Origin of the sequence: Pantoea sp. UBA4549 (assembly GCF_002387285.1) — a bacterium.
GTDB classification, from domain to species: domain Bacteria; phylum Pseudomonadota; class Gammaproteobacteria; order Enterobacterales; family Enterobacteriaceae; genus Pantoea; species Pantoea borealis.
In genome coordinates this window covers 129,334-145,368 of sequence record NZ_DGLH01000013.1, presented here as the reverse complement: position 1 = coordinate 145,368, position 16,035 = coordinate 129,334, and the positions used below count along the sequence as shown (strand labels likewise).

Below are 16,035 nucleotides of genomic sequence, written 5' to 3'. Positions count from 1 at the left end.
TATGACTCATTCATATCATATTGCGGTCATGCCAGGCGACGGAATCGGCCCGGAAGTGATGGCGCAGGCGATGAAAGTGCTCGACGCGGTGCGTACCCGCTTCGGCATGCGTATCACCACCAGCGAATATGATGTTGGCGGTATCGCCATCGATCGTCACGGTGAACCTCTGCCGCCCGCGACCGTAGCCGGAGCTGAGCAGGCAGACGCCATTCTGTTTGGCTCTGTTGGCGGCCCGAAGTGGGAGCATCTGCCGCCGGCTGGCCAGCCTGAACGTGGCGCGCTGTTGCCGCTGCGCAAGCATTTCAGACTGTTCAGCAATCTGCGCCCGGCCGCGCTCTACAAAGGTCTTGAAGCATTCTGCCCGCTGCGCAGTGATATCGCGGCGCGCGGATTTGATATTCTCTGCGTACGTGAGCTCACCGGCGGCATCTATTTTGGCCAGCCAAAAGGACGCGAAGGCAGTGGCGCGCACGAGCGGGCGTTTGATACCGAGGTTTACCATCGCTTTGAGATTGAGCGCATTGCACGTAATGCGTTTGAAGCCGCGCGTAAGCGTCGTTGTCATGTCACCTCAATCGACAAAGCTAACGTGCTGCAAAGTTCAGTGATGTGGCGTGAGATCGTGAATGAAGTGGCAAAAGCGTACCCTGACGTACAGCTGGCGCATATGTATATCGATAACGCCACCATGCAGCTGATCAAAGATCCGTCGCAGTTTGATGTCCTGCTCTGCTCAAACCTGTTTGGCGACATTCTCTCTGATGAGTGCGCCATGATTACCGGATCAATGGGCATGCTGCCGTCAGCCAGCCTGAACGAAGAAGGTTTTGGTCTGTTTGAACCTGCTGGCGGCTCTGCGCCGGATATCGCCGGACAAAATATCGCTAACCCGATTGCCCAAATCCTGTCGCTGTCGATGCTGCTGCGCTTTAGCCTGAACGCCGCCGACGCCGCTGATGCTGTTGAACAGGCGGTAAGCCAGGCGCTGGAGGCGGGCCACCGCACCCGCGATCTGGCGGGCGACGGTCCTGCAGTCAGTACGGATGAAATGGGTAGCCTCATCGCGGGCTTTATTGCCGGAGAAAAATAAAAATGAAAAGCTTATACCAGAAGTTATTTGACGCACATGTCGTTCACGAAGCACCCGATGAAACGCCGCTGCTCTATATCGACCGTCACCTGATCCACGAAGTGACTTCACCGCAGGCGTTCGATGGCCTGCGCGCGCACGGACGTAAAGTGCGTCAGCCGGAAAAAACGTTTGCCACGATGGATCACAACGTTTCAACCCAGACCAAAGATATCAACGCATCGGGTGAAATGGCGCGTATTCAGATGCAGGAGCTGATGAAGAACTGCGACGAGTTCGGCATCCAGCTCTACGATCTGAACCATCCCTTCCAGGGCATTGTGCACGTCATCGGGCCGGAACAGGGCATGACCCTGCCGGGCATGACCATTGTCTGCGGTGATTCACATACTGCCACGCATGGCGCCTTTGGTTCACTGGCGTTTGGTATCGGCACCTCTGAAGTCGAGCATGTGTTTGCCACCCAGACGCTGAAGCAGGGTCGTGCCAAAACCATGAAAATCAATGTGTCGGGCGCCGCTGCGCCGGGCATTACCGCGAAAGATATCGTGCTGGCGATCATCGGTAAAACCGGCAGCGCGGGCGGCACCGGCTACGTGGTGGAGTTCTGCGGCCCGGCGATTGAAGCGCTGAGCATGGAAGGCCGTATGACGCTGTGCAACATGGCGATTGAGATGGGCGCAAAAGCGGGCCTGGTGGCACCGGATGACACCACGTTTGCCTACCTGAAAGATAAGCAGTTTGCGCCAAAAGGCAACGACTGGGAGCAGGCGGTAGCCTACTGGCGCACGCTGAAGTCCGATCCAGACGCCGTATTCGACAGCGTGGTGACGCTGAACGCTGCCGACATTGCTCCGCAGGTGACCTGGGGCACCAACCCGGGTCAGGTGATGGCGGTGGATCAGGCGATACCCGATCCGGCCTCGTTTGCCGATCCGGTTGAGCGCGCCTCTGCTGAAAAAGCGCTGGCTTACATGAACCTGCAGCCGGGCGTGAAGCTGACCGATGTGGCTATCGATAAAGTCTTTATCGGCTCCTGCACTAACTCACGCATTGAAGATCTGCGCGCCGCCGCGGCGATTGCTAAAGGGCGCAAAGTGGCACCCGGCGTGGTCGCGATGGTGGTGCCAGGTTCCGGCCCGGTTAAAGCGCAGGCGGAAGCGGAAGGTCTGGATAAAATCTTTCTTGAGGCGGGTTTTGAGTGGCGTCTGCCGGGCTGCTCTATGTGTCTCGCCATGAACAACGATCGCCTGAATCCGGGTGAGCGCTGCGCCTCGACCAGCAACCGCAACTTTGAAGGGCGTCAGGGGCGCGGCGGTCGTACGCACCTGGTCAGCCCGGCGATGGCTGCCGCCGCGGCGGTCTCCGGCCGTTTTGCCGATATTCGTGAACTGACTCAGGGAGCTTAAGCGATGGCGACTAAATTTACGCAGCACACCGGTATTGTCGCACCACTGGATGCGGCCAACGTGGATACCGATGCCATTATCCCGAAGCAGTTTCTGCAGAAGGTCACCCGCACCGGTTTTGGTGCCCACCTGTTTCACGACTGGCGTTTTGACGATGACGCCGGCACGCAGCCTACCGCCAGCTTTGTGCTTAACAAGCCTGAGTTTGCCGGTGCCAGCATTCTGCTGGCGCGCGAGAACTTTGGCTGCGGTTCCTCCCGTGAGCACGCCCCCTGGGCGCTGACCGACTTCGGTTTCCATGTCGTGATTGCGCCGAGCTTTGCCGATATCTTTTATGGCAACAGCTTTAACAATCAGCTGCTGCCGGTACGGCTGAGCGAAGAGGAAGTGGAGGCGCTGTTCCAGCTGGTTAACGCCAGTCCGGGCATGCGCTTCACGGTGGATCTGGAAGCGCAGACGGTCACCGCGGGCGACAAAGTCTATACGTTTGAGATCGACAGCTTCCGCCGCCACTGCATGATTAACGGCCTGGACAGCATCGGCCTGACGCTGCAGCATGAAGAATCGATAGCGCGCTACGAGCAGCAGCAGCCCGCCTTCCTGCGCTAGTTATTCAACGCCGCAACCAACGTCAGGTTGCGGCACGCTTTACGCGCCGGCCTCCGTCGCCGGCTTCACATCGCGCACCCGCGCAACCAGCAGCAGCGCCAGCACGGACATACCCAGCGCCACCTGATAAACCGATTCATGCCCGAAACGCTCGCTCAGGATCCCCTGCAGCAGCCCGGCCACGATCAGTCCGGTGGAGATGGAGGTGGTGAACAGCGTCGTTGCCGCGCCCGCCCGCCCGGGCATCAGATCCTGAAACCAGAGCATGCCAATGCCGGCGATAATACCGATAAACGCGGCATTGAAGAGCTGCAGCAGCATCAGCGCGGCTTTTGACGTAAACAGCACCAGCCCAAGATAAAAGAGAACCGCTGCCACACCCGCCAGCAGCATCAGCGCGCGCTTGCCGACGCGCTTCGCGTAAAAGCCTGCCAGCAGCATAATCGGGATCTCCAGCCCGGCGGCCGTTCCCATCAGGAGGCCCGCCAGCTTTTCCGGCAGCCCCAGCGTGTTGCTCATATAGAGCGGCATATCAATAAAGTACATGGTGTTGCACGCCCACATGATTACTGAGGCGATAAACAGCAGCATCACCTGCGTATCTTTCCACGGGCTGACCTGCAGCAGCAGCTGCTCCGGCGTCGCCACCACGCGCGGCACCGACGGCAGGCCGCGCCAGATCAGCAGCATACTCAATAAAAACATCCCTGCCACCACGGCGAACAGCGTCACGAAGCCGAAATTAAGCGCCAGCGCAAAAGAGAGCGGCGGACCAATGACCCACGCCAGCGACAGCTGTGCCCGCATCACCGAACTGAACATCACCACTTCGCGCGCGGATGCGTCCGCGTACTCCCGCGCCAGTGCAAATATCTGCGGCATCGCGACGCTGGCCAGCGCAGAGAGCAGCACGCCAAGGCTTATCAGCGTGGCGTAGTGGCGGTTAAACGCAAACAGCAGCGCGTTCAGAATGGCCATCAGGCAGCAAAAGAGGATCAGATGCCGCCGGTCGCCGCGCGTGTCAGAGCGCTTTGCTACCAGCATACTGATCACAATGCCGCCCAGGGCATTGATGGTGAAAAAGAGCCCGACCCAGAAGGGCCGCACCTGCACCTCGCGGGTCAGAAACAGGCTGAGGGTTGGTGCCTGCAGCGCACCCGCTACGCCTGCCATAAAGGTGACAGCCATAAAAGCGAGATAGACCGGATCGGGGCGGCGCTGCCGCGTTAACAGCGACTTCATGCAGTAGTCCCTTTGAAAAAACAGAAAAGAGTAGCGAAAGAGCGTAGACGATTTCACACCGCCATGAAAAAAGCCAGCAGAGAAAATCTGCTGGCGGTGTAATTGCACCCTACTCAGAAAAATGTGCCGCACAGGCGACACCGCTGGTTGAGCGCCACCCGAACCGGGCGCCTCCCGCTCTTCCATTGGCTGTCAGTATGCCCCTATTATAGAGAAACAAACACTGAGCGAAATCGTCATGGAGTTCCCCTTTTATGTCCTCAGCTCGTCTGCAGCAGCACTTTATTCGGCTCTGGCAGCAGTGTGAAGGTCAGGATCAGGCGACGACGCTTGACGCTCTGGCCAGCAGCCTGCACTGCTCACGGCGCCATATGCGCAATTTGCTTCAGGCGATGCAGCATGAGGGCTGGCTGACCTGGCAGGCTGAGGCGGGACGCGGAAAGCGCTCGCAGCTGCGCTTCTGCTGTACCGGGCTGGCGCTGCAGCAGCAGCGGGCTGAGGCGCTGCTGGATCAGGACAGTATTGACCAGCTGGTTCAGCTGGTGGGTGACAAAGCGCAGGTGCGGCAGATGATTGCTGCCCACCTTGGGCGCAGCGTGCGTCAGGGCAAACATATCCTGCGCGTGCTCTACTACCGTCCGCTGCAAAACCTGCTGCCCGCCTCACCGCTGCGCCGCTCGGAAACGCACCTGGCCCGGCAGATCTTCAGCGGCCTGACGCGCATAAATGAGGAAAACGGGGAAATTGAACCGGATATTGCTCACCACTGGCAGCAGCTTTCCGCACGGCAGTGGCGCTTTTATCTGCGCCCGGCCATCCGCTTTCATCACGGGCGCGAGCTGGAGATGGCGGATATCCTTGATTCGCTGCAGCGCAGCGCTGCCCTGCCGCTGTTTGCACATATTGCGCAGCTGCACTCCCCGGCACCCTGGACGCTGGATATCTCTCTGACCCAGCCTGACAGCTGGCTGCCATGGCTGCTGGGCAGCGTCAGCGCCATGATCCTGCCGCGCGAATGGCCGGCAATGCCCGACTTTGCCCGTCAGCCTGCCGGCTGCGGCCCCTACAGCGTGCTGCGCAATCAGCAGACGCAGCTGAAAATTGCCGCATTTGATGACTACTTTGGTTACCGGGCGCTGATTGATGAGGTCTCAATCTGGGTACTGCCGGAAGTCAGTGACGAGCTGGTCTACGCTGGCGTAAAGCTGCAGGGCAGCGAGGCGGATGAGATCGCGGAAGAGAGCCGTCTGGAGGAAGGCTGTTACTTTCTGCTGTTTGACCAGCGATCCGCCTGGGGACGCCATGCGCCGTTCCGCCGCTGGGTCAGCGATCTGCTTAATCCCGTTACCCTGCTGCATCATGCCGATCCCGGCTATCAGCGCTACTGGTTTCCCGCCTGGGGTCTGCTGCCGCGCTGGCACCATCGCCGCGATCGGCGGGCAGCGGATAAACCGGACGGTCTGACCCGGCTGACGTTAAGCTGGTACAGCGACCACGTTGAGCATGAAGGCATCGCCAGCGCGTTGCGTCCTCTGCTCGCGCAGCAGGGGGTGGAGCTGGTCACCCGGGTGGTGAGCTATGAAGCGTGGTTTGCCGGCGCCGGTGAAAGCGATATCTGGCTCGGCAGCGTTAACTTTACTCTGCCGCTGGAGTATGCGCTGTTTGCGCAGCTCTATGAGCTGCCGCTGATGCAGCACTGTATTCCGCTGGCGTGGCATGAGGATGCAGCGCGCTGGCGTGAGAAACGTCTGCCGCTGGCTGAATGGGCGCGCCAGCTGGTGGATCAGGACTGGCTGCATCCGCTGTTTCACCACTGGCTGCTGCTGGAAGGTCAGCGCAGCATGCGCGGCGTACGGCTGAACACGCTGGGCTGGTTCGATTTCAAATCTGCCTGGTTTGCGCCGCCGGCATTATGACGCTTTCACGCCGCCGCGGAAATGTCTACACTAAGCCGTTCTCAACGGGGTGCCTGCGTCGTCAGGCTGAGAGAAACCCGTCGAACCTGATCCGGTTAATACCGGCGTAGGGATTTGAGATGTGCCAGCCTCAGATCCTTTGCGACTCACCCCTATCCTCTCCTCAAGGAGCGCAAAGTGTTAAAGAACGTTCTGCCTGTCCTGCTACTGCTGTCTGCGCCGGTATTTGCTGCCAGACCCCTGCTCACTGTCTATACCTATGATTCATTCGCTGCTGAATGGGGGCCAGGCCCGGCGGTAAAGAAAGCGTTTGAAGCGGAGTGCGGCTGCGAGCTGCGCTACGTGGCGCTGGAGGATGGCGTCTCGCTGCTCAACCGTCTGCGCATGGAAGGAAAAAACAGCAAAGCCGACGTTGTGCTGGGACTCGATAACAATCTGCTGCAGGCGGCGGAAAAAACCGGCCTGTTTGCCAAAAGCCAGGTCGATACCGCGGCGCTGCAGCTGCCTGAGCGCTGGCAGAACGACACCTTTATCCCCTTCGATTACGGCTACTTCGCCTTCGTGTATGACAAAAACCGCCTGAAGAATCCGCCCGCGAGTCTGCAGGAGCTGGTTGAAAGCCCGCAGAAGTGGCGGGTTATTTATGAGGATCCCCGCACCAGCACGCCGGGCCTGGGCCTGCTGCTCTGGATGCAAAAAGTGTTTGGCGATCGCAGCGACGCGGCGTGGCAGAAACTGGCGGCCAAAACCGTTACCGTCACCAAAGGATGGAGCGAAGCGTACGGCCTGTTTCTCAAGGGCGAAGGCGATCTGGTACTGAGCTATACCACTTCACCCGCCTACCACATTATTGAAGAGAAGAAAGAGAATTACGCCGCTGCCACCTTCAGCGAGGGGCATTATCTGCAGGTGGAAGTCGCTGCGCAGCTGGCGGGCAGCAAACAGCCGGCGCTGGCGCAGCGTTTTATGCAGTTTATCGTCAGCCCCGCGTTCCAGCAGACGATCCCCACCGGCAACTGGATGTACCCGGTGATCAAAAGTGATTTACCGGCGGGCTATCAGGCGCTGAAGGTGCCACAAAAAGCGCTGCAGTTTTCACCGGCAGAAGTGGCTGACCAGCGCGCCGCGTGGATCAGCGCCTGGCAGCGGGCTGTCAGCCGCTAATGCCAGGCTGGCTGATCCCCGGCGCGCTGAGCGCGCTGCTGCTGTGTGCCGTGGCGCTGCTTGCCCTGGGGGCGCTGCTGACGGCGGCCCCGCTGCCGGACATGCGCGCCCTGCTCAGCGACAGCTATCTGCACCACGTGCTGGCGTTCTCTTTTGAGCAGGCGCTGCTCTCGGCACTCTGCTCGGTGCTGCCGGCTGTGCTGCTGGCGCGCGCGCTCTATCGCCGCCGCTTCCCGGGTCGTACGCTGCTGCTGCGGTTATGCGCGATGACGCTGGTGCTGCCGGTGCTGGTGGCGGTATTTGGCCTGCTGAGCGTCTACGGCCGTACCGGCTGGCTGGCGCAGCTCTGCATGCTGCTGGGCGTACCCTATCACTTCTCTCCCTATGGCCTGCAGGGCATCCTGCTGGCGCACGTCTTTTTTAACCTGCCGCTGGCGACGCGCATGCTGCTGCAGGCGCTGGAGAGCATTCCGGCGGAACAGCGTCAGCTGGCGGCGCAGCTTGGGCTGCGCGGCTGGAACCTGTTCCGGCTGCTGGAGTGGCCCTGGCTGCGCCGGCAGATCCTGCCGACGGCGGCGCTGATCTTTATGCTCTGCTTTGCCAGCTTCGCCACGGTGCTGGCGCTGGGTGGCGGGCCGCAGGCGACCACGCTGGAGCTGGCGATCTACCAGGCGCTGAGTTTTGATTACGATCCCGGCCGTGCCGCGCTGCTGGCGCTGCTGCAGCTTAACTGCTGTCTGCTGCTGGTGCTGCTCAGTCAGCGCTTCAGTAAAGCGATCCCGGCCGGCAGCCAGAAGCTGCAGGGCTGGCGCGATCCGCAGGATAGCTGGCGCGCGCGTATCAGCGACACGCTGCTGATTACGCTTGCGCTGCTGCTGCTGCTGCCCCCGCTGGCGGCGGTGGTCGCTGATGGCGTGCGCGGCGGTGTAGCCGGTGCGCTGCAGCAGCCGGCGCTCTGGCAGGCCACCCTGACCTCACTGCGTATCGCGCTGGGCGCGGGCGCACTCTGTGTGATCATGACGATGATGCTGCTGTGGAGCAGCCGCGAGCTGCGCCAGCGCCAGCATCGGGTGAGCGCACAGGCGCTGGAGCTGAGCGGCATGCTGATCCTGGCGATGCCGGGCATCGTGCTGGCCAGCGGCTTCTTCCTGCTGTTTACCGCCACCTCCGGGCTGCCGGCGCGGGCCGACGGGCTGGTGATCTTTACCAATGCGCTGATCGCCATTCCCTACGCCATGAAAGTGCTGGAAAACCCGATGCGCGATATCGCCGCACGCTACGCGCCGCTCTGCGCCTCGCTCGGTCTCTCCGGCCTCAATCGCCTGAAGCTGATTGAGCTGCGGCTGCTGAAGCGCCCGCTGGCGCAGGCGCTCGCCTTTGCCTGCGTGCTCTCGATTGGCGACTTTGGCGTAGTGGCGCTGTTTGGCAACGCCGATTTCCGCACCCTGCCCTGGTATCTTTATCAGCAGATCGGCGCCTATCGCGGTGCCGACGGTGCAACGACCGCCCTGCTGCTGCTGCTGCTCTGCCTGTTACTTTTTACTCTGATGGAAAAACTGCCGGGACGCCATGCTGACACTCACTGATCTTACTTACCTTTATCAGCATCTGCCGATGCGTTTCAGCTTCAGCGCCCGGGCGGGTGAACGGCTGGCGATACTTGGCCCGAGCGGCGCCGGTAAAAGCACGCTGCTGAGCCTGATCGGCGGCTTTCTGCCGGTCAGCCACGGCACGCTGCTGATCAACGGCTGCGATCACACCCGCAGCGTACCGGCGTCGCGTCCGGTATCGATGCTGTTTCAGGAGAACAACCTGTTTCCGCACCTGTCGGTGCAGCAGAATATGGCCCTGGGGCTGCATCCGGGCCTGAAGCTGACGCGTGACCAGCAGCAGCAGTTACAGGAGATTGCCCATCAGACCGGACTGCACGATTTGCTGTCGCGTCTGCCGGGCGAGCTTTCCGGCGGCCAGCGGCAGCGGGTAGCGCTGGCTCGCTGCCTGCTGCGCAACCAGCCGGTACTGCTGCTGGATGAGCCTTTTTCCGCGCTCGACCCGGCGCTGCGCCGCGAAATGCTGCAGCTGGTGCGCACGGTGTGTGACGCACGCAATATCACGCTGCTGATGGTGTCGCACAGTCTGGAGGATGCGCAGCAGATTGCCGCACGCAGTCTGGTGATTGTGGATGGCCGGATCGAGTGGGATGGTGAGACGGCAGCGCTGCTTCGGGGTGAGAGCAGCGCCGCCGCGCGCCTGGGCATTACGCCAGCTTAAGCGAAGAAGACTTTCCAGAGCAGCTGCAGGAAAACAGGCATCATGGGATGAAACAGCAGCGCGATAAACGCGGCGCTGCCCGCTACGGCCATCAGCGGCGCCAGCCAGCGCAGGCGCGCTTTCGGCAGGTAACGTGTGGCCCAGTCGCGCGTTTTATCGCTGCGCCACCAGCGCCAGAGCAGCCAGCCGCCCAGCCAGAGCAGAATGGTGACCAGCAGCAGCAGCCATTTAAAGCTGTCACCCTGCGCCTGCGGCACATCAATCGCCACACCGGCCAGGATCCCCGGCAGCAGATAGGCGGGCGGCCATAAAATACAGCCAATGATATTGGGCGGCAGAAACTTCCGCACCGGCAGCTCAAGCATCCCTGCCGCCAGCGGGATCAGCGGGCGTGTCGGACCGACAAAACGGCCCACCAGCACGGTAAACATGCTGTGCTGATGCAGCGCATGCTCGGTCTTATCCAGCAGGTTTTGATACTTTTTCAGATACTTCCAGCGGTGCAGCGGCCCCTGAAACTTCCAGCCAATGCCGTAGGAGATCCAGTCGCCCAGCAGGCAGCCAACCAGCCCCGCTGCCCACGCCGGATAGAGGCCAATCTGACCGCTGCCCACCAGCGCCCCCAGGCTGGCCATCAGCACTGTACCTGGCAGCAGCAGACCTACAAACGCCAGTGATTCAAGGAAGGTCACCAGAGCGACGGCGAACAGCGCGTACTCCAGCGATTGCGTAAACAGATGTTGAATCCAGGCTTCCATAGCTATCCTCTGCGGAATATGAAGGCTGGATTGTCCTGAGCCCGGGTCAGGGCGTCAAGCTTTTCCCGCTGCGCTGCAGAGAGTTGCCGACACTGTATAAACATCCATGATATACTGCACATAATTTCTTCTCCGGAGTCACCGTGACAGAACCGCGCGCAGGCTATCTGCTGACCCGCCACTGGCGGGATACCCCTTCAGGCAGCGAGATCACGCTGTGGCTGGCAACCGATGCCGGGCCGCAGCGGCTGGTGCTGCCCGCGCAGGAGTCAGTGGCGTTTATTCCCGAAGCGTTTCGTCGTCAGACCGAAGCGCTGATCCGCGATGAAACTCATGCCCGTCTGCAGTCGCTGACGCTGAAAGATTTTCAGCGCCGTCCGGTGTTTGGCCTCTATTGCCGCAGCCATCGTCAGCTGCAGCAGCTGGAGAAACGCCTGCGGGAAAACGGCATCAGCGTTTATGAAGCCGATATCCGGCCGCCCGAGCGCTATCTGATGGAGCGCTTTATTACCGCTCCGGTCTGGTTCAGCGGCGAGCCGCGCGGTGATACCCTGATCAACGCCCGCCTGAAGCCGCATCCTGACTACCGTCCGCCCCTTCGCTGGGTGTCGCTGGATATTGAAACCACCGAACGTGGCGAGCTTTACTGTATCGGGCTGGAGGGATGCGGTCAGCGTCAGGTGTATATGCTGGGTCCGCCCAACGGCGACGCCAGCGCGCTCAGCTTTGAACTGATCTACGTTGAGAGCCGCCAGCAGCTGCTGGAGCAGCTTAACGCCTGGTTCGTGCGGCACGACCCCGATGTGGTTATTGGCTGGAACGTGGTGCAGTTCGACCTGCGCGTGCTGCAAAAGCATGCCGATCGCTACGGCATTCCGCTGCGTCTCGGCCGTCAGCAGCAGCCGCTGGAGTGGCGTGAGCACGGCTTTAAACCTGGCATATTTACCGCCCAGCTCGCCGGTCGCGTCGTGATCGACGGCATTGAAGCGCTGAAATCTGCCTACTGGGATTTTCCCTCTTTCAGCCTGGAATCTGTTGCGCGTGAACTGCTGGGGGAAGGTAAAGCGATCAATAATCCCTGGCAGCGCATGGAGGAGATCAACTGGCGCTTTGCTCATGATAAACCCGCGCTCGCCACCTATAACCTGAAAGATTGCGAGCTGGTTACGCGTATTTTTCACCATACCGCCATCATGCCCTTTTTACTGGAGCGTGCCAGCGTTAACGGTCTGGCACTGGATCGCCACGGCGGTTCGGTTGCGGCGTTCAGTCATCTCTATATTCCGCGCATGCATCGCACGGGATACGTGGCGCCCAACCAGGGCGATGTAGCACCAGAAGCGAGTCCGGGCGGCTACGTAATGGACTCCCGCCCCGGCCTCTACGACTCGGTGCTGGTACTGGATTACAAGAGTCTCTATCCGTCGATCATCCGGACTTTCCTGATCGACCCCGTCGGGCTGGTTGAGGGCCTGGCGCACCCGTCTGACGCTGATTCTGTTCCCGGCTTTCGCGAAGCACGTTTCTCGCGTCATATTCACTGTCTGCCTGAGATTGTGGCGCAGATCTGGCAGGGGCGTGAAGCTGCAAAGCGAGACGGCAATGCGCCGCTCTCACAGGCGCTGAAAATCATCATGAACGCCTTTTATGGCGTACTGGGTACCAGCGCCTGTCGCTTTTTTGATTCACGCCTCGCCTCCTCAATCACGCTGCGCGGTCACGCCATCATGCAGCAGACGCGGGCGCTGATTGAGGCCGAAGGGTTTACGGTGATCTACGGTGACACCGACTCCACGTTTGTCTGGCTGCAGGGCAAATATAGCGAGGAGCAGGCGGCGGCCACCGGCGAGCGGCTGGTCACGCTGATTAACCGCTGGTGGCAGCAGCATCTGCAGCAGACGCTCGGCCTGAAGAGCGCGCTGGAACTGGAGTATGAGACGCACTTCAGCCGTTTTCTGATGCCCACCATTCGCAACGCCGAACAGGGCAGCAAAAAGCGCTATGCCGGGCTGACCGGCAGCGGCGCGCAGCAGCGTCTGGTGTTTAAAGGGCTGGAGTCCGTGCGTACTGACTGGACGCCGCTGGCGCAGCAGTTTCAGCAGCAGCTCTATGGCCGCATTTTTCGCGGAGAGCCCTGGCAGGCCTATATCCGTGAAACGGTCGCGCAGCTGATGGCCGGCCAGCTTGACGATCAGCTGGTGTATAAAAAACGCCTGCGGCGGCCGCTGCATGAGTATGAGCGCAATGTGCCGCCGCACGTGCGCGCGGCGCGTCTTGCAGATGAATATAACCGCAGGCTGCAGCGTCCGCTGCAGTACCAGAAAGGCGGTTCCATTCGCTATGTGATGGCGACCGCCGGGCCGGAGCCGCTGGAGGTGCGTACCACGCCACTCGACTACGATCACTACGTCAGCAAACAGCTGCAGCCGATAGCGGATGGCATTCTGCCCTTCGTCGGCGACGACTTTGCTACACTGATCACCGGGCAGCTGGGGCTTTTTTGACAGGTGACGAATGCCCTGCCATCCAGTACCATAGCGCCCTTCCTGTATTTCAGTATGAACAATCTGACCAGACATCTGTCTGGCGCTTTGTTATTGCCTGAGAGCGGGCGAACGCCTTCAAGTCATTCAGAGAATCGAGCAAAAAATATATGGTATTTACACTGGGTCAACGCTGGATAAGTGATACGGAAAGTGAACTGGGACTGGGCACGGTCGTGGCGCTGGATACGCGCATGGTCACGCTGATGTTTCCCGCAACCGGCGAAAACCGCCTCTATGCCCGTCATGATTCTCCGGTCACCCGCGTGATTTTCAATCCGGGTGATACCGTCACCAGCCATGAAGGCTGGCAGATGCTGGTTGATGAAGTGCGGCACGAAAATGAGCTGGTGACGTATATCGGTACGCGCTCTGACACCGAAGAGAGCAATGTGGTGCTGCGTGAAGTGATGCTGGACAGCAAGCTGGTCTTCAGCAAGCCGCAGGATCGCCTGTTTGCCGGTCAGCTCGATCGCATGGATCGCTTTGCCCTGCGCTTCCGCGCGCGCAAATATCAGAGCGAGCAGTATCGTCTTGCCGTCAGTGGCCTGCGCGGCATGCGCACCAACCTTATTCCGCACCAGCTGCATATCGCGCACGACGTGGGTCGCCGTCACGCGCCGCGCGTGCTGCTGGCAGACGAAGTCGGCCTGGGTAAAACCATTGAAGCGGGCATGATCATCCAGCAGCAGCTGCTGGCAGGGCGCGCCGATCGCGTGCTGATCGTGGTGCCGGAAACGCTGCAGCATCAGTGGCTGGTGGAGATGCTGCGTCGCTTTAACCTGCGCTTTGCGCTGTTTGATGACGATCGTTATACCGAAGCGCAGCACGACAGCGACAATCCGTTTGAAACGGAACAGCTGATTATCTGCTCACTCGACTTTGTGCGCCGCAATAAACAGCGTCTGGCACTGCTGGCAGAGGCGGAGTGGGATCTGCTGGTCGTGGATGAAGCGCACCACCTGGCGTGGAGTGAAGCGGCCCCGAGCCGCGAGTATCAGGTGATTGAACAGCTGGCGGAAAACACGCCGGGCGTACTGCTGCTTACCGCCACGCCGGAACAGCTGGGGCTGGAGAGCCACTTTGCCCGTCTGCGCCTGCTCGATCCTGACCGCTTTCATGATTTCAGCCAGTTTGTCGCCGAGCAGCAGCACTATCGCCCGGTGGCCGACGCCGTCAGCTCCCTGCTGGCGGATCAGCCGATCAGCAAAGAAGAGATGAACCTGATCAATGAGCTGATTGGCGAACAGGATATTGAACCGCTGCTGCAGGTTGCTAACAGCGATCGCGATGGCAAAGAGGATGCGCGTAAAGAGCTGGTGTCGATGCTGATGGATCGCCACGGCACCAGCCGCGTCCTGTTCCGTAACACCCGTAACGGCGTGAAGGGCTTTCCCAAGCGCGAGCTGCAGCAGATCCGGCTGCCGCTGCCGGCACAGTATCAGACAGCAATCAAAGTCTCCGGCATTATGGCGGCCCGCAAGTCGCCGGAAGAGCGCGCCCGGGACATGCTTTACCCGGAGCAGATCTATCAGGAATTTGAAGGCGACAGCGGCACGTGGTGGAACTTTGATCCACGCGTTGAGTGGCTGATGGGCTATCTCACCAGCAACCGCAAAGAGAAAGTGCTGGTGATTTGTGCCAAAGCGGCCACTGCGCTGCAGCTGGAACAGGTGCTGCGCGAGCGTGAAGGTATTCGCGCGGCGGTATTCCATGAGGGGCTCTCGATTATCGAACGCGATCGCGCGGCCGCGTTCTTCGCCTCACAGGAAGAGGGAGCGCAGGTCCTGATCTGTTCGGAAATCGGATCTGAAGGCCGTAACTTCCAGTTTGCCAGCCGGCTGGTGATGTTCGATCTGCCGTTCAATCCCGATCTGCTGGAGCAGCGTATCGGGCGTCTCGATCGAATTGGTCAGCTGCACGATATCCAGATCATGGTGCCGTGGCTGGAGAAAACTGCACAGGCGGTTCTGCTGCGCTGGTATCACGAAGGACTGGATGCCTTTGAGCACACCTGCCCTACCGGACGCGCTATTTATGACGCTGAATATAACCCGCTGATTGAGTTCCTGGCGGCACCGGAAAACCCGCAGGGTCTGGATGAGTTCATCCTGAAAAGCCGTAAGCAGCACGACACCCTGAAAGCGCAGCTAGAGCAGGGCCGCGACCGTCTGCTGGAGCTGAACTCCAACGGCGGCGAAGCGGCGCTGGCGCTGGCGGATACCATTGCCGCTCAGGATAATGATACTGAGCTGGTAAACTTTGCGCTCAACCTGTTTGATATCGTCGGTATCAACCAGGAAGATCGCAGCGACAACCTGATCGTTCTGACCCCTTCCGATCACATGCTGGTACCTGATTTTCCTGGCCTGCCGGAAGATGGCTGTACGATTACGTTTAACCGTAATCAGGCCCTGTCACGCGAAGATACGCAGTTCATTACCTGGGAACATCCGCTGATCCGCAACGGACTGGATCTGATCCTCTCCGGCGATACCGGCAGCTGCGCCCTGTCGCTGCTGAAAAACAAGGCGCTTCCGGTCGGAACGCTGCTGGTTGAGATGATCTATGTGGTCGAGGCGCAGGCGCCAAAACAGCTGCAGCTTACCCGCTTCCTGCCGCCGACGCCGGTGCGCATGCTGATGGACCGCGCGGGTAATAATCTGGCAGGTAAAGTGGAGTTTGAAAGCTTCAACCGCCAGCTTAACGCCGTTAATCGCCACACCGGCAGTAAACTGGTCAACGCCGTCCAGCAGGATGTGCACGCCATTCTGACGCAGGCAGAGCAGGCTGTGGTGCCGGAAGCGCAGGCGCTGATTGCCGCGGCGAAAGCGGAAGCGGATGAAAAGCTGAGCGCTGAGCTGTCGCGTCTTGAAGCACTGCGCGCCGTCAATCCCAACATCCGTGACGATGAGGTTGAGGCGCTGGAGAGCAATCGTGCGCAGGTGCTGGCAAGCCTGAGCGATGCGGGCTGGCGACTGGATGCGCTGCGTCTGATCGTCGTAACGCACCAGTAAGCGGGCGAGGCTG

At 60.4% G+C, this 16,035-nt stretch carries 11 protein-coding genes and 1 riboswitch; of the genes, 9 read left to right on the top strand and 2 right to left on the bottom strand.

What is annotated here, in order from left to right:
* Window position 1: 1 nt before the first annotated feature.
* From leuB to leuD, 3 genes are read left to right on the top strand one after another with little or no spacing between them, the layout of a single operon-like run.
* A complete protein-coding gene (leuB, locus tag B3041_RS13110) occupies window positions 2-1,093 on the top strand; it encodes a 3-isopropylmalate dehydrogenase (protein ID WP_065650148.1) in 1,092 nt (363 codons plus the stop codon).
* A 2-nt stretch (window positions 1,094-1,095) separates the two neighbouring features.
* Window positions 1,096-2,502, top strand: a complete 1,407-nt coding sequence (gene leuC / locus B3041_RS13105; RefSeq protein ID WP_065650149.1) for a 3-isopropylmalate dehydratase large subunit — start codon at window positions 1,096-1,098, stop codon at window positions 2,500-2,502.
* Between the two features lie 3 nt (window positions 2,503-2,505).
* Window positions 2,506-3,111, top strand: coding sequence for a 3-isopropylmalate dehydratase small subunit (leuD, locus tag B3041_RS13100; protein WP_065650150.1), 606 nt, complete (start codon window positions 2,506-2,508; stop codon window positions 3,109-3,111).
* A gap of 39 nt (window positions 3,112-3,150) precedes the next feature.
* Here the strand turns inward: leuD and B3041_RS13095 are convergent, their stop codons facing one another.
* A complete protein-coding gene (locus B3041_RS13095) occupies window positions 3,151-4,353 on the bottom strand; it encodes an MFS transporter (protein ID WP_065650151.1) in 1,203 nt (400 codons plus the stop codon).
* A 254-nt stretch (window positions 4,354-4,607) separates the two neighbouring features.
* On the opposite strand from B3041_RS13095, the gene sgrR reads away from it, so the two are divergent.
* From sgrR to thiQ, 4 genes are all read left to right on the top strand, one after another.
* Window positions 4,608-6,269: an HTH-type transcriptional regulator SgrR gene (gene sgrR, locus B3041_RS13090; RefSeq protein ID WP_065650152.1), complete on the top strand. Its 1,662-nt coding sequence runs from the start codon at window positions 4,608-4,610 to the stop codon at window positions 6,267-6,269.
* A gap of 35 nt (window positions 6,270-6,304) precedes the next feature.
* Window positions 6,305-6,400, top strand: a riboswitch (TPP riboswitch).
* 46 nt (window positions 6,401-6,446) lie between these two features.
* Window positions 6,447-7,433: a thiamine ABC transporter substrate binding subunit gene (gene thiB, locus B3041_RS13085; protein WP_065650153.1), complete on the top strand. Its 987-nt coding sequence runs from the start codon at window positions 6,447-6,449 to the stop codon at window positions 7,431-7,433.
* Window positions 7,409-9,019, top strand: a complete 1,611-nt coding sequence (gene thiP / locus B3041_RS13080; RefSeq protein WP_075050764.1) for a thiamine/thiamine pyrophosphate ABC transporter permease ThiP — start codon at window positions 7,409-7,411, stop codon at window positions 9,017-9,019. The genes thiB and thiP overlap by 25 nt, the downstream gene beginning before the upstream one ends.
* Complete coding sequence (thiQ, locus tag B3041_RS13075) at window positions 9,003-9,704, top strand: thiamine ABC transporter ATP-binding protein ThiQ (RefSeq protein WP_065650154.1); 702 nt, start codon at window positions 9,003-9,005, stop codon at window positions 9,702-9,704. Before thiP ends, thiQ begins: the two co-directional genes overlap by 17 nt.
* On the opposite strand, the gene B3041_RS13070 is transcribed toward thiQ, so the two are convergent.
* The gene (locus B3041_RS13070) at window positions 9,701-10,462 is read right to left on the bottom strand and encodes a DedA family protein (RefSeq protein ID WP_065650155.1); all 762 of its coding nucleotides are present in this window, start codon (window positions 10,460-10,462) and stop codon (window positions 9,701-9,703) included. The genes thiQ and B3041_RS13070 overlap by 4 nt on opposite strands.
* A gap of 143 nt (window positions 10,463-10,605) precedes the next feature.
* Here B3041_RS13070 and polB point away from each other — a divergent pair, with 143 nt between their 5' ends.
* Together polB and rapA are read left to right on the top strand one after the other, a co-directional pair.
* Window positions 10,606-12,966: a DNA polymerase II gene (polB, locus tag B3041_RS13065; protein WP_292975444.1), complete on the top strand. Its 2,361-nt coding sequence runs from the start codon at window positions 10,606-10,608 to the stop codon at window positions 12,964-12,966.
* Window positions 12,967-13,115: 149 nt separating this feature from the next.
* Window positions 13,116-16,022: an RNA polymerase-associated protein RapA gene (gene rapA / locus B3041_RS13060; RefSeq protein ID WP_292975441.1), complete on the top strand. Its 2,907-nt coding sequence runs from the start codon at window positions 13,116-13,118 to the stop codon at window positions 16,020-16,022.
* The last annotated feature ends 13 nt before the right edge of the window (window positions 16,023-16,035 follow it).